Source organism: Psychrosphaera saromensis, assembly GCF_002954545.1.
Classification (GTDB): Bacteria; Pseudomonadota; Gammaproteobacteria; order Enterobacterales; family Alteromonadaceae; genus Psychrosphaera; species Psychrosphaera saromensis.
In genome coordinates this window covers 1,592,489-1,606,973 of sequence record NZ_MSCH01000003.1, presented here as the reverse complement: position 1 = coordinate 1,606,973, position 14,485 = coordinate 1,592,489, and the positions used below count along the sequence as shown (strand labels likewise).

The window sequence follows — 14,485 nt, the reverse complement described above, 5'->3', positions numbered from 1 at the left end:
CCTAACTTTTAGCCTGATAAATAATTTCAAATACTTTGGTTAATACATCTTGCTGCTGTTGCGATAATCCGCACTGATTCACATTGTGTTTTTCGGCGTGAGGGAAATAAACCACCAGCGATATATCTAATTTATCATCCACCAGCACTAGGCCTTTTTCAGTAATTGCCACATGACTATTTTGTGTTAAATACGGATGACATTCTTGTATCCCAACCAGTCTATTTATTTGGTTATGCTCAGACGCTATTAACCAAAAAGAGTTATGTTGATACCAGCTGGTAAAAGAACTTGGTTTGAAAATATTCTGTTTGCCATAGCTACCGCCACTTTTGAATAACTGAGCCAATATGGTGATGTCTTTCATTTGGCTGGTTAACAAGCTCACCGGATATAAATTGTTGTTTGGCACCTGGCGGAATATGCTGCTGTCTAGGTCCAGCGGTGACAGGATTCTGTTTTCAACAAACTGTTCAAATGTCATATTGGTCACTTGTTCAATCACCAACCTCAATACCAAGTCGTTAAATTCACTGTAATTTAGCTTTTGATTTACCCCATAATAAAACGGCACATTATATATCGCCTTGTTCCATTGTATCGGTAAGCTTTTTCTAGTGGCGATATTCTCGCTATCTAACTCATCATCTGGCATTAAACCATTAAGGTAGTTTTCTACACTTGGGTAACCTGAGTAGTGAGTTAATAAATGTTCAATAGTGCGGTTACCACGCCCATCCCCTTTATATTCAGATAAATAGTAAGACACAGGTCTATCTAATCTTAACCTGTCGTCACCGACCAGTTTTAACACAGCTAATTGTGTGGTGAAAAATGTGGTTAGTTGCTTTAAGTACAGAGTATTGTTGAGATAACTATCACCAAAGGCATGATGGGCAATTAGTTTGTCATTTTTGACCAGGCTAAATTCAAAATCTTCCTCTAATTGAGTTAAACCATTCACCAAGTCATTTTTCAGTTTTCGGTCGACCCAACGTGTTGCCGGAATTATGGTTGGCGAGTCCATTTGAATGGTAAGTAACGATAAGTCACTTTTTGACGTCACTTTTAATACGTTTGTCCCGTTTGTGACCGCATTGGAAATATCTAACTGAATGCCAGTCCTATTTGTTGATGTAGTCACTGAACGTGCTTTTTTAAGGTCCAGACTCTTACCATTAATTAACACGTTTAACTTATTCAGTGAGGCGAAATCCAAATGTATTAATATCAGGGAACCTTGACCTTTAGCACCATAAAAGGTTTGATTGATGCTGTGCTTATTTGTCTTGCTAGCATTAGAACGTGGTGAAAGACGACCTGATATTAGTAAGGTTTCATCCACTTCTTTATCATAACGCTTAAGTAAAAATTCTAACCTTGGCTGTTTGTATCTATCTAATAAAGCAAACACAGTCGCTGTTGTTACAGGCGTTAACTCGCCAGTGACTTGTGTTGGTAAGAAATGTGACTGAAAAGCCGACAGAACATCTTGTGTTTGGCTGTCTAGTATTCCCGTCTCTTTAATATTGTATCCATAAAAAGCCAAAGCTTTTTGTACAATATTGATTGAAGGACTGACCAAACTGAAATCTTGTAGGTATTTATCCACGGTTTCTTGTTCGTACCAGGCACCTATGCCGTTTTGATAAAGCTGATACCAAGGAAAGCGAGGGCCAGGATCGTTTTTACGGCTAGGTGAGATATCTGAATGACCAATCACCTTAGTCGGTTCAATATCAGGGTGGCGCTGTAAAATCCCCTGCGCTAATTCAATTAACAGTTCAATTTGTTCAGCTTCAAAATTTGGAAACAGGCAATTTCTATGTGCGCCATATTCGCCACCATGCGTGTATCCCACTACAGGTTTATGCAAACAATTTGGAACGTTAACAATCTCAATGCCAATGGAAGTGTCGTTTAAGTTTTTTCTGCCATCCCAGTAACTCACACCCGCATGCCAAGCTCTTTGATTCTCATCAACGAGTTGAATGATCTCTAAGTTAGAATTTGGGTAGCTTGAGTCTTGCTGTTCAGGAATTAAATAATGGGCACTAACGCCACCACTGTCCTTTAAAGCATACATAGAACGTTCATAATTTAACGCGGTGAAGTGTAGTATGAGAGATTGAATTCTTGCGTTTTGTCCAACCGATATTTGCTTGTTAATTGGCAATGAATTACACGCGTTTAATAAAACTACGGAAAATAAAATAACAAAAAAACGTTTGATAAATTTACTCACTATTTAATTAAAAATTGCACAAACTATGTTATACCAATCCATATAAAGAGTTGGTATTAGTAATGATTGTGCCATGACTACAACGAATAAAGCTAGCCCCCTCTGGCAATCAATATTTGTTTTATAAAAATAACAATTGAGCATTACAGTTATTCAATTTTAACTGTAAAATAGATTGATTAACGTTAGATAAGGCGATAACAGCATGAACAGAAAAAAGAAGATAAACGATGCTTTTCAAAGTAAATTGAAAAAGGCCAAACAAAAGTTACATAAAAGTAACAAACCTAAATATGTTTCTAAAGCAGACCGAGCTTTATTAGAGCAACAAGAACAGTCATCTCAAGCTGAGACTCAAGAGAGTTAATCCAGCTTATTTACTTCTATTTATGATAATTGAAGTGAAGATGTGCTTTGTAACTGTTGTGGAATAATGTGTGACGCGACAATGACGCCTTTGGTTTGAGACAGTGTATTTATAATATTTACCACATGGGTAATATTAGCTTGGTCTAATCCTTCAAAAGGTTCATCCAATAAAATCATTGATGCGTTTGACACCATAGCTCTCGCAAGGCCAATACGTTTTAATTCTCCACCAGAGAGCTTGCGGCCTTTTTCACCAATCCATTGGTCTAACTTATTTGGTTTATCCGCTGTAGAGCCTTTGAGTTCTAGTTGAGACAAGTTTAATTGGCTCAGAACCTGATTTATTCTGTCGTCGGTTACACTAGCATTTGCCAACTTAATATTGTCTCTTAACGTAGCTGATAGACAATACGGGCTTTGCTCTATGTAAATACAATCGTCCAGCACGCCTTCAAGCTCAACCCCGTTAATTTGACGCTTACCTGTGTAAGAAATCAAACCACTAATGGCTTGTAACAACCGAGACTTACCAACACCTGAACCGCCCTGTAACAACAATAAAGAATGAGGCTCTAACAAGAATGAAACCGGCTTATGTTTCGCGCCTTGTGCTGCAAAGTCACTCACTTTAATTGTTGAAATTTTACATGTTTGACGAGTGAGTGGTTTAACACCACTAATATCTTTTATGTTTTTAACACTGGTTATGTAATCCATAAGGCGAGTTTGTGTCGCAAATATTCGGCCAAACCAATCGGGGGCTGCCATGATTGCCATAGGTAAAACTAATATTACTGGCGAAAATACTTGGGACACTTGTATCACTGAAAACAAATAAACCACCGAAACAAAACATAAGATCAATAACCATAAACTGGCGTTATCTTGGCTGTTTTGATGCTGGCGATTCATTTTAAAATATTCACCCGCTTTTGGATGTTCAATGTCTTGATACATATGCCAAATTGGCGCTGCATTAACGTAATGTTCAATGTCACATTCCAATTCTTGTCTAATGGCTAAACTGCGTTTGGCCGCCTTTATACCGATAACAATCAGGTATAAGTAAATCACGGCACAAACTAACACAAAGCTTATCCAAGCAAAGCTAAATACAGGTAGTTGCAATACAGTGAATATGGTTAATACAGCCATTGCCAACCAGGCACTGGCATTTTGTGATACCCAACCAACCCAAATAGAGGCTATTGCTTCTGTTTGAAAGGTTAACTTGTCAGACTCAATACCTGTGGTAAAAGTGAGTTGATTTTTCAGCTTTGAGAATAGGTTTAATCTTAATTTTGCTAACAAATTTAATAAATGGCTATGACCAACCCACATTTGAGCATACCCGCTGGAAATCCGAATTAACGCCAACGCTCTTATCAACACAGCCGGAAGCATATAATTAAATCCCGTTCCAGCAACCGCACAAGCCGCAATAAACCAAGATGAAAAAAGTAAAATGGTTAAGCCAGAAAACGCATGAACAATAGCCAAAAACAGGGCTAACCAGGGGGATTTTATTTGCATAAAATTTCCCCCTGTTCAATTATCCACTGCTGAGAAAACCAGTTATCGGGTAAAGTCTTATGGGACGCCCAAATAACCGTTTGGCTAAGGCATAAGCGATTAATGAGCTCGGCTAATAAGATATGTTGCTCATTAGTTAAATGCGCGGTTGGTTCATCTAACAACACAATGTCTGCTTGTTGTAATAATATACGCGCTAGCGCTAATCTTTGTGCCTCACCGCCTGATAATGGAGGATGTTCGCCCATCAAGGTATCAAGTCCATTAGGTAAGCTATGTAACCAAGGTGTAAGCTCTACTTTATTTAACATATCCAGCAATGTTTTATCTGGCAGCACACGGTCTAACATTAAATTACTTCTGACACTGGCTGTGGTTATTACCGCGCTTTGACTTAACAAGACACATTTACCTGTGAGCTGGTGACTCGACTTCCTTAGTCCCATTAGCGCTTCTAACAAAATGGTTTTGCCTGAGCCTGACGGCCCTTGTAAAAATACATGTTCACCTTGTTGTAAACTGAGGTTCTCAGCTTTTAGTGATGGTGTTTCAATATGAAAGTTTTGCCAGTGTAGGTTTTGCCAAGATGTGTTTTGACTACCCGTTTTGTTAGCAAATGCTTGGTTGTTTGTGTTTTCTTGTTTAACAACAGGGTAAATAGCTTCCGCTGCAGATTCAGCCAATGCTTTTTGATGATAGAAACTACCTAGGTTTTTCAACTCAGAAAACAATAAAGGCGCGACCAGTAAAAGATACAAACCATAGGTAAATGGCAGTTCTGGCCCTAAACTAATTTCCCCTAAAATAGAAAAGCCAATAAACACCGCAATTAATGCCATGGCAACGGTCGAGAAGAAGTCGAGTACTGAAGTCGATAAAAAAGCCACACCAACCACGCGCATGGTTCTGTCGTTCACCAGTTTACTGGCTTCATCTAATCTGGCGGTTTCGGTGTCGTGCTGATTAAAGCTGGTTAATAAGGTTAACGCTTTTAGTCTGTCTACAAACAAACCACCTAAACGCTCTAACGCAATAAAATGTTGTTGATGTAATTTTGCCGCCCCTTTACCCACTAAGATCATAAATAAGGGAACAATCGGTAGTGTGATCAATAGGATTAACGCGACAAAATAATTAATGGGAATAATAGCAATAATGACAAAAACAGGAATAAGACCTGATAGCATTTTTTGTAATTGATATTGAGTCAAAAACTGACTAATTGCAGGTATGTGAGATATCCAAACATGCTGCCAGAAATAACTAGAATACTGCCGACAAAGCGCGTTTTGCTGAGAATTAAGCGTTTGCTCAACTCGGTTTTGTATGTCGGTTTCTACTTGTTGCTGTAACTTGGCAACACGAACGTTAAGGTAATACTTAATCACTACCCAAGCGAATGTGGAAGCAATAAATAAGGGAATAAATAAGGGGATAAGTTCATTCACTAAGGTAGAACCTTGAGTAATGAATATCCCCATAATGTTGGAGAAAAACCAAAAGCACAACGCCTGGCTAACGAACATTAATGTTCTAAGTGCTAATAACATACTCAACTGAATACGATATTGCGTTGTAAGTTCCTTTAACCAGTGCTGTGCATTTGTTGTCATTTTTATTTATCTAGGTTTTCCATGTCGTCGATACGGTCCATATCTTCGGTTGATTCTAACCACAAGGCATTAATTATGCCGAATGAACAGGCAAGTAAAACACCTAATAACCAAGTAAAATACCACATAATTAATTCCTTAATAAATTGTATGAGCTTTGTTTAAATCAGCTTGTTTGATACGTCCACGCATAACGTAATAACCATATGCGGTGTAACACAAGATAATAGGCACAAATATACAAGCAGCAATAAACATAGTTTGTAACGTTAATAAGCTAGACGTTGCATCCCATACAGTCAAACTAGCTTCTGGCATAGTGCTACTAGGCATCAAGAATGGGAACATAGAGAACCCAGCTGTTAAGATAATGCCTGTAATAGACAGTGCACTAGAGACAAATGCTAAGCCACCTCGGTTTATTTTTGAAAAGTATGAACACGAAAGTGCAGCCACAATCCCCAACACAGGCGCAATAACCATCCAAGGATACTTGCTGTAATTTTGTAACCAAGCCCCCGCTTGAACCGAGACTTCTTTGTTCATTGGATTACTTGTTGCTAGCGTATTGATGTCAGACGTGATCACGTAACCATCAACACCAAAGGCTAAATACACGCCTGCTAATGTGAATAAAACCGCCGTTACTGCAGATAATACAACCGACACATTACGTGCACGAGTATGTAATTTACCGTCGGTTTTTAATTGTAACCAAGTTGCACCATGATTTAATAACATGGCCACTGATACCAACCCTGTGATCAATGCAAACGGAGTTAGCAAATCAAAGAAAGTACCCGTATACGTTGGTCTTAACATGTCGTCATATTGGAACGGTACACCTAATAACAAGTTACCAAATGCCACACCAAAGATAAGCGCAGGGATTATTCCACCAGCAAATAATGCCCAATCCCAGCTTTTACGCCACGTTGGATTAGACAACTTACTTCTATAGTCAAAACCAAGCGGTCTCATCCATAACGCAATAAGCGTTATGGCCAGCGCCACATAAAACCCTGAAAATGCAGCCGCATAAATTAATGGCCAGGCCGCAAATATCGCTCCACCTGCGGTGATAAACCAAACTTGGTTACCATCCCAGTGAGGCCCAATAGTGTTGATCATTATACGACGGTCCTGGTCTGTTTTACCAACTAACGTCAGCAAAGCCCCCACACCTAAATCAAAACCATCGGTGACTGCAAAACCTATCAGTAAAACACCAATCAGCACCCACCAAATAACTCTCAAAGCTTCATAATCAATCATTGTTGTGCTCCTTTGAATCTAGTTGAGCAAGTAATTCGTCTTGTCTTTTCATCTCTGCTTGCTCTTGAGCAACCAAAGTTGGTCCTTTTTTAGCAAATTTTTGCATTAAGTAAAATGCAGCAATAAACATCACAGTATAAAAAGCTGAGTAGGCAATTATGGTAGACAAAACTTGCGCTTCAGATAAGTTAGATACTGACGTATGCACTGGTAATATTTCAGCTATCGACCAAGGCTGACGACCATACTCAGCAACAAACCAACCGGCTTCACAGGCAATCCAAGGTAATGGTAATCCCCAAAACGCAGCTTTAAGTAACCATCGAGGTTGCGTGATTTGATGCTTGGTAGAATAGTAAAATGCAGCAGCAAATATGAATAACATCAAAAAGCCTGCAACAACCATAATTCTGAAACTCCAGAATAATGGGGCCACTTTTGGAATTGAATAATCAACCGCTTTTTCTATCGCTTCAGGAGATGGATTGGTTATATCGTCAGTAAAAGGCTCTAATAACAGTCCGTATCCCATATCTTTTTTATGAGCATTAAACTGTGCAAGCTCTTGCTCAGTTGCAGTACCATCACGTACAGCGCCTATAACTTTATGCGCTTCAATACCTGAAATAATACGTTCTCTATGAGCAATTTTATGTTCTTTTAAACCCGTTACTTCCTCATCAAGAGAACGAGTTGCAATAATACCCATTAACCATGGAAGGCGTACGGCGTAATCAACCTCTTCGGTTTCATCATTTGGAATACCAAATAAGGTAAAGTCAGCTGGCGCTTCTTGAGTCTCATATTCAGCTTCAACGGCCGCCAATTTTACTTTTTGTACGTCTCCTAATTCATAGCCACTTTCGTCACCTAGAATAATAACGGAGATTGAAGCGGCTAAACCAAAGCTAGCTGCAATAGCGAATGAGCGACGAGCAAATGCCGTTTCTCTGCCCTTCAATAGGTAGTAACTCGAGATAGCTAAAACAAACATTGCCCCTGTTACGTAACCAGCAGAAACAGTATGAACAAATTTAACTTGAGCAACAGGATTGAAAAGTAGCTCACTAAAGCTAGTCATTTCCATTCGCATAGATTCAATATTAAATTCTGCACCTACAGGATGTTGCATCCAACCGTTTGCAATAAGTATCCACAAAGCTGACAAATTAGATGCAATGGCAACTAACCAAGTCGCGGCTAAATGTTTACCTTTGGACATTTTATCCCAACCAAAAAAGAACAAACCAACAAAGGTGGACTCAAGAAAAAATGCCATCAAGCCTTCTATAGCCAGTGGAGCCCCAAAAATGTCACCAACGTAATGGGAATAATAAGACCAATTCATACCAAATTGGAATTCCATTGTAAGTCCGGTTGCTACACCAATAGCAAAGTTAATCCCGAATAACTTACCCCAAAATTTTGTCATCTCTTTATAAATTTCTTTTCCCGTCATCACATAGACAGATTCCATTATTGCTAATAGAAAACTTAGTCCAAGCGTAAGAGGTATAAATATAAAGTGAAACATGGCGGTGAGGGCAAACTGTAGTCGTGATAGTTCAACTAAGGTTTCGCTCATTTTACTTATCCTTTTTTGTACGTTAAGTAATAGCCCAATAACTTTTGTTTAATTTAAAACAACAGTAAATCAATTAGGCTGTAAAAATATAATGTTAGATTGTTGAGACGCTGATTAATAACAAATGAACAATAACTAACAGCGCTAACATAGCAGTTACTATGCCAATAAAATGAGCTGGCTTTTTTGATATAGATCAAGCTATTAGGGTGCTACAGCACTATTTTCAATAAAAACAGCAACCCCAAATGCCATATATGACACAACTCATGACATTAATGACAAAACTCATGTAAAATAGAGTTTCTTAATACTTGTCTTTATCTGGCTGTAAACGCTCAATACCTAAAGTTTTAACAATGTATTTTTGATAAATAGGTTCGCTCGTGCCATTTTTTACTTTTCTTATGAAAGTACTTCTCAAATGCTATTTTTGTCTTTTTTGCACCAAGGTATCTTTTTTAAGCTAAGCCCTTTTTAAAACCCAGTTACGGTGCACTCGCATAAAAGTATTGGAAACACGGTTAACTTAATGCCATATTTGGCAAACACATTGTCGTTATTGACAGCGAGGCTTATGAACATTTCTATTATCCAATCTATGATTAATTCTATAGATAAACCGGCTATTTTTATTTCTCCTGATTATGTTATTCAAGCCGTCAACCAACCGTACCAGGACGTTTACTCTACCAAGGTCGATATTGGTGTTAGTCGTTGTCATTCGGTCTCTCATAAAAGCGCAGTTCCGTGTGATCAAAATGGTGAAAGCTGCCCTATCCAGTCATGTATTCAATCTGGCCGCTCGGCCAGTGTTGTGCACATTCATCAGATGGAAAATGGTAAAGATATTTGTGACATTGTGATGAAACCAATTAAAGATGAAGATGGCATCACTATTGGTTTTTTAGAGATTTTAGAAGACCTAAAATTTGCCTCAGCACAATCACAAAAAGATAAAATGGTGGGCGAAAGTGAACCATTTTTAGCACTATTAAAAAAAATTAACCGGGCAGGAAAGTCAGAAATAGCCGTGTTGTTACAAGGACAAACTGGCACAGGTAAAGAGTTAGTGGCTAAGGCATTACACGATGTTAGCCCCCGTAAAGATGAACCGTTTGTAGTTATTGAATGTACTGGACTAACAGAGTCTTTGTTTGAGTCTGAATTGTTTGGCCATGAAAAAGGGTCGTTCACAGGTGCAACTCACAGCAAGCAAGGCTTGATAGAGCTCGCCAACGGCGGAACTGTATTTTTTGATGAAATTGGCGATGTGCCATTAAATATGCAAGTAAAGTTGCTTAGGTTACTGGAGACAAGGACTTACAGAACGGTTGGCGGTTTAAAGCAAAAAACCTCGAACTTCCGTTTTCTCTCAGCCAGTCATAAGAATTTATTGGAGCTGGTTAACAAAGGTGAATTTCGCCAAGATCTTTATTATCGAATAGCAGGGTTTCCAATATTTTTACCATCATTATCTGAGCGTAAAGGCGATATCGCATTATTAACTCAATACTTTTTAAATCATTCACAGTCACAACAAAAACGCTTTAGTCTTGAGGCGTTAAACGTACTCAAGCAGTATACCTATCCGGGTAATATTAGAGAGTTGAAGAACTTAGTGGAGCAAGCTGCGTTACTAGCCGATGAAGATGAAATAACCGTAGAAGACTTACCTGAGCACATTTTATTTAATCCACTTAATGAGGAAGTGTCAGGTTCAAAAGCTAAAACACTGGAGCAAGTTGAAGCTGACTATTTATATAAAATGCTAAATACTCAAGCTTATACATTGGACGAACTCGCTGAGTTGTTGGGTGTGAGTACTAGAACCTTATATAGAAAAATAGAGAAGCATAAACTTTCTATAGATTATTGATGAACTGCGAGTAAAGCCACTAACCCTGTTTATACGCTAGAGTGTTTATAAACTAGAGTTGTTATAAGCTGAAAACAAAAAAAGAGTTCTTATGAACTCTTTTTTTAATGATAAGTATTACTCCAATCTAATTGAACTGAAAGTCCATATTAGATTTTAGGGAAACCACCTGGCATACCGCCACCAGCTCCCCCCATGCCGCGCATCATTTTCATCATGCCGCCGCCTTTCATTTTTTTCATCATTTTTTGCATTTGCATAAACTGTTTTAACATACGGTTTACATCTTGAACTTGTGTGCCACTTCCCATTGCAATACGACGCTTACGAGAGCCTTTAATAACGTCTGGGAACTTACGTTCCTTTTTGGTCATTGAATTTATAATGGCTTCCATTTGAGTAAATTGTTTGTCATTTGCTTGGCCTTTTATCGCTTCAGACATTTTGCCCATACCCGGCATTTTGTCCATTAAGCTCGACATGCCACCCATGCTACGCATTTGTGATAACTGGTCGCGGAAGTCTTCAAGGTCGAAGCCTTTGCCTTTCATTACTTTTTTAGCAACTTTAGCGGCTTTTTCTTTATCTATGGTTGATTCAATTTGCTCAACTAAAGAAAGAACGTCACCCATTCCTAAAATACGACTTGCGATACGTTCAGGGTAGAAAGGTTCTAATGCATCAATTTTCTCACCCATACCAATAAACTTAATTGGTTTACCAGTAATATGACGAATTGATAATGCTGCACCACCTCTAGCATCACCGTCCGCTTTGGTTAAGATAATACCGGTTAATGGTAATGCGTCGTCAAAGGCTTTGGCCGTAACCGCAGCATCTTGACCTGTCATGGAGTCGACAACAAATAAAGTTTCAACTGGGTTTACCGCAGCATGCAATGCTTTGATTTCACCCATCATGTCTTCATCTATCGCTAAACGACCAGCCGTATCGACTAACAATACATCGAAAAATTTACGTTTAGCGTGGTCAATTGCCGCCGTAACAATATCAATTGGCTTTTGTTCTACTGAACTTGGGAAGAACTCAACATCGACTTCCGCCGCTAAGGTCTCTAATTGCTTTATTGCAGCAGGACGATAAACGTCGGCACTTACTACTAAGACAGACTTTTTCTTTTTCTCTTTTAAGAATTTGGCTAATTTACCAACCGATGTGGTTTTACCCGCACCTTGTAAGCCAGCCATCATTACGACAGCAGGAGGCTGAGCCGCAAGATTTAAGTCTTCGTTTTTATCGCCCATGGCTTTTTCAAGCTCACCCTGCACGATTTTTACAAATACCTGACCTGGCGTTAAACTTTTACCAACGTTTTCACCAACGGCTTTTTCTTTAACTGATTTAACAAATTCACGAACGACCGGTAAGGCAACGTCGGCTTCTAACAACGCCATTCTAACGTCACGAAGCGTATCTTTTATATTGTCTTCAGTTAATCGACCTTGTCCGCTGATCTTCTTCAGGGACTCGGATAATCGTTCAGATAAATTGTCAAACATATGTGATTATTCTCTTACTTAGGCTAGCTGTTTTTAACAGCGCGAATGTTAGGATTATATACCGCTACCTAAGCTAAATATAGAGTAAAAAGCCAATTACAAGGTTTCAAACTGTAACAAAGGGATAATCTATCCATTTAATGCGATTATTCTTTTTCTAGATCTAAATAATATTGATTAACGAATTAAAAAAACGTGGTAACATCAAAGTGTTATTTTTATCAAATTGATGCACGAAGGTTCTTACCCATGTCCGTAATGTTAGGACTTAATTTAGCTTTTATTGGATTTACTCTTGCCAGTTTCATTACGGCGAGAACTATATTTCTGAATGCAAAATTCAATTCCAAGGTACTGTTTTCAGTAGCTATTGCCGCAATTATTTTCCAATTATTTGCAGTACGCTCTATTTTATTTGTTGGCACTGAACTTCATTTATCATTAGCCGCTATGTGTGTATTAATAAATGCACTGATTGCTGCGGTATTAACTATCCGTTCCTTTACCAGTACCAACTTAATGATTTTGTTTGTTACTTATTGTTTCTCTGCATTGTTATCATTGGCTGTTATTTTTATTCCCCATGATTCACTAGCCTACATGGGCGTATCTATTGATTCTTCAACACCTTTAATAATTCACATCGTGTTATCTGTGAGTGCTTACTGTGTATTAGTTATCTCTTCTTTATATGCCGTACAATTTAGGTATATAGATGCAAAATTAAAATCAAAAACATTATCGCTAAATAGCCACCTGCCGTCTCTAAACATTGTTGAAGCTCAGCAATTTAGATTAATGTTTATCGGTTTGCTGTTATTAACTGCGGCTTTAGTCACAGGTTTGTTATTTTTAGATAATATGTGGGCCAAGCAATACGCTCACAAAACAATACTTTCAATAATAGCGTGGGCTGCATTTGCAACACTTGCTATTGGTCATAAACTGTATGGATGGCGTGGGCGTAATAGCGCAATTGGCACCATACTGGCATCTGTAATACTCACGTTGGCATATTTTGGCAGTCGTTTTGTGCGTGAAATCTTACTCACTTAACGTATTTGGCTTGACTATACCGGCATAAGATCATACTTATACATTTCTTAATTCCAGCAAGGATAAATTTTGGGCGACATCTCTACAAGTACACTGGTTATCATACTCGTTGTGCTTATTTTCATTTCAGCATACTTTTCAAGTACTGAAACTGGCTTAATGGCTTTAAACAAATACAAGCTTAAACATTTAGTAAAAGAAGGCCATAAAGGGGCAACACGAGTTGCCAAGTTAATGAGTCGTCCAGACAGAACGATAGGGTTAATATTAATTGGTAACAATCTAGTTAATATTGGCGCAGCATCTATCGCAACGATTATTTGTACCCGTTTATACGGCGATATGGGGGTCGCGATAGCAACCTTTGGGCTTACCTTTGTGATCTTAATATTTGCCGAAGTCACCCCAAAAACATTAGCCGCATTACATCCAGAAAAAGTAGCATTCCCAAGTTCAATATTTCTATTGTTCTTAATGAAACTGTTATTTCCATTAGTGCTTATCGTTAATTTTATTACTAATGGTATTTTAGCGTTATTAAACGTTAGTTCAGAACAAAGAGAAGAACACAGCTTAAGCAAAGAAGAACTTAAAACAGTAGTGAATGAATCTGGTGGTTTGATCAGAGACAGTCACCAAAACATGATTGTTAACTTGCTCGACTTAGGCAAAATTAAAGCCGAGGATATTATGATCCCGCGTAACGAAATATATGCGCTGGATATTAATGACGATTGGAAGAATTTACTTAAAGGTCTAACTTACGCCAACCATACTCGCTTGTTGTTATACCGAGACAATATTGACGATGCGGTCGGTTTTATCCATGTTAGAGACGCATTACGATTATTAGCAAAAGAAGACTTTAGTAAAACGACTCTATTGCGTGCAGTACGTGAAATATATTACACACCAGAAGGCACGTCTCTTTTTGTCTTGTTACAAAAACTAAAACAAAATAAAGAACGTATTGGTCTAGTTGTAGATGAATATGGTGATATCCAGGGGTTGTTTACGCTGGAAGATATTTTGGAAGAAATCGTTGGTGACTTTACTACTGGTATTTCTGTTGATCCAAGTTCCATCTGTATTAAACAACCAGATGGCAGTTATATATTAGATGGAAGCTCATCTATGCGTGACATTAACAAAGAAATGGATTGGGATTTACCAACCGATGGGCCTAAAACAATCAATGGGCTTATTCAAGAAATCATGGCTGATATCCCAGAAAGTGGCACTTCAATCTTGATTGCTGACTACCCTATTGAAATTCTTAGTGTGAAAGACAATAAAGTTTCACTTGCTAAAATTCATCCAAAAATAGAATCAGAAGATACATCAGATTAACTGGTGTATCTTTGCTTTTTAAGCGCTACAACCCCAGTATCACTCGCTCAGCCCCTATAT

11 protein-coding genes are annotated in these 14,485 nt (G+C 38.3%); 4 read left to right on the top strand and 7 right to left on the bottom strand.

Annotation, left to right across the window (positions count from 1 at the left end; genetic code table 11):
- Position 1 precedes the first annotated feature (1 nt).
- Positions 2–2,245, bottom strand: coding sequence for an N-acetylmuramoyl-L-alanine amidase (locus BTO11_RS07410; RefSeq protein ID WP_105052004.1), 2,244 nt, complete (start codon positions 2,243–2,245; stop codon positions 2–4).
- Between the two features lie 205 nt (positions 2,246–2,450).
- Here BTO11_RS07410 and BTO11_RS07405 point away from each other — a divergent pair, with 205 nt between their 5' ends.
- Positions 2,451–2,612 carry a DUF2986 domain-containing protein gene (locus BTO11_RS07405; protein WP_105052003.1) on the top strand — a complete coding sequence of 54 codons (162 nt, stop codon included), beginning with the start codon at positions 2,451–2,453 and terminating at the stop codon, positions 2,610–2,612.
- A 20-nt stretch (positions 2,613–2,632) separates the two neighbouring features.
- Here the strand turns inward: BTO11_RS07405 and BTO11_RS07400 are convergent, their stop codons facing one another.
- From BTO11_RS07400 to BTO11_RS07380, 5 genes are read right to left on the bottom strand one after another with little or no spacing between them, the layout of a single operon-like run.
- Positions 2,633–4,147 (bottom strand): ATP-binding cassette domain-containing protein, encoded by a 1,515-nt coding sequence (locus BTO11_RS07400; RefSeq protein ID WP_105052002.1) that lies wholly within the window; start codon positions 4,145–4,147, stop codon positions 2,633–2,635.
- Positions 4,138–5,760, bottom strand: coding sequence for an ABC transporter ATP-binding protein/permease (locus BTO11_RS07395; RefSeq protein ID WP_105052001.1), 1,623 nt, complete (start codon positions 5,758–5,760; stop codon positions 4,138–4,140). Before BTO11_RS07395 ends, BTO11_RS07400 begins: the two co-directional genes overlap by 10 nt.
- A gap of 2 nt (positions 5,761–5,762) precedes the next feature.
- On the bottom strand, positions 5,763–5,888 hold the full coding sequence (gene cydX, locus BTO11_RS07390) for a cytochrome bd-I oxidase subunit CydX (RefSeq protein WP_105052000.1): 126 nt from the start codon (positions 5,886–5,888) through the stop codon (positions 5,763–5,765).
- A 10-nt stretch (positions 5,889–5,898) separates the two neighbouring features.
- On the bottom strand, positions 5,899–7,035 hold the full coding sequence (gene cydB, locus BTO11_RS07385) for a cytochrome d ubiquinol oxidase subunit II (protein ID WP_105051999.1): 1,137 nt from the start codon (positions 7,033–7,035) through the stop codon (positions 5,899–5,901).
- A complete protein-coding gene (locus tag BTO11_RS07380; RefSeq protein WP_105051998.1) occupies positions 7,028–8,620 on the bottom strand; it encodes a cytochrome ubiquinol oxidase subunit I in 1,593 nt (530 codons plus the stop codon). Before BTO11_RS07380 ends, cydB begins: the two co-directional genes overlap by 8 nt.
- 577 nt (positions 8,621–9,197) lie before the next feature.
- Between BTO11_RS07380 and BTO11_RS07375 the strand changes: the two genes are divergently transcribed.
- On the top strand, positions 9,198–10,499 hold the full coding sequence (locus BTO11_RS07375) for a sigma-54 interaction domain-containing protein (protein WP_229793320.1): 1,302 nt from the start codon (positions 9,198–9,200) through the stop codon (positions 10,497–10,499).
- A gap of 149 nt (positions 10,500–10,648) precedes the next feature.
- On the opposite strand, the gene ffh is transcribed toward BTO11_RS07375, so the two are convergent.
- On the bottom strand, positions 10,649–12,019 hold the full coding sequence (ffh, locus tag BTO11_RS07370; protein ID WP_105051997.1) for a signal recognition particle protein: 1,371 nt from the start codon (positions 12,017–12,019) through the stop codon (positions 10,649–10,651).
- Between the two features lie 249 nt (positions 12,020–12,268).
- Between ffh and BTO11_RS07365 the strand changes: the two genes are divergently transcribed.
- A complete protein-coding gene (locus BTO11_RS07365) occupies positions 12,269–13,075 on the top strand; it encodes a cytochrome C assembly family protein (RefSeq protein WP_105051996.1) in 807 nt (268 codons plus the stop codon).
- A gap of 69 nt (positions 13,076–13,144) precedes the next feature.
- On the top strand, positions 13,145–14,425 hold the full coding sequence (locus BTO11_RS07360; protein ID WP_105051995.1) for an HlyC/CorC family transporter: 1,281 nt from the start codon (positions 13,145–13,147) through the stop codon (positions 14,423–14,425).
- Positions 14,426–14,485: the final 60 nt, after the last annotated feature.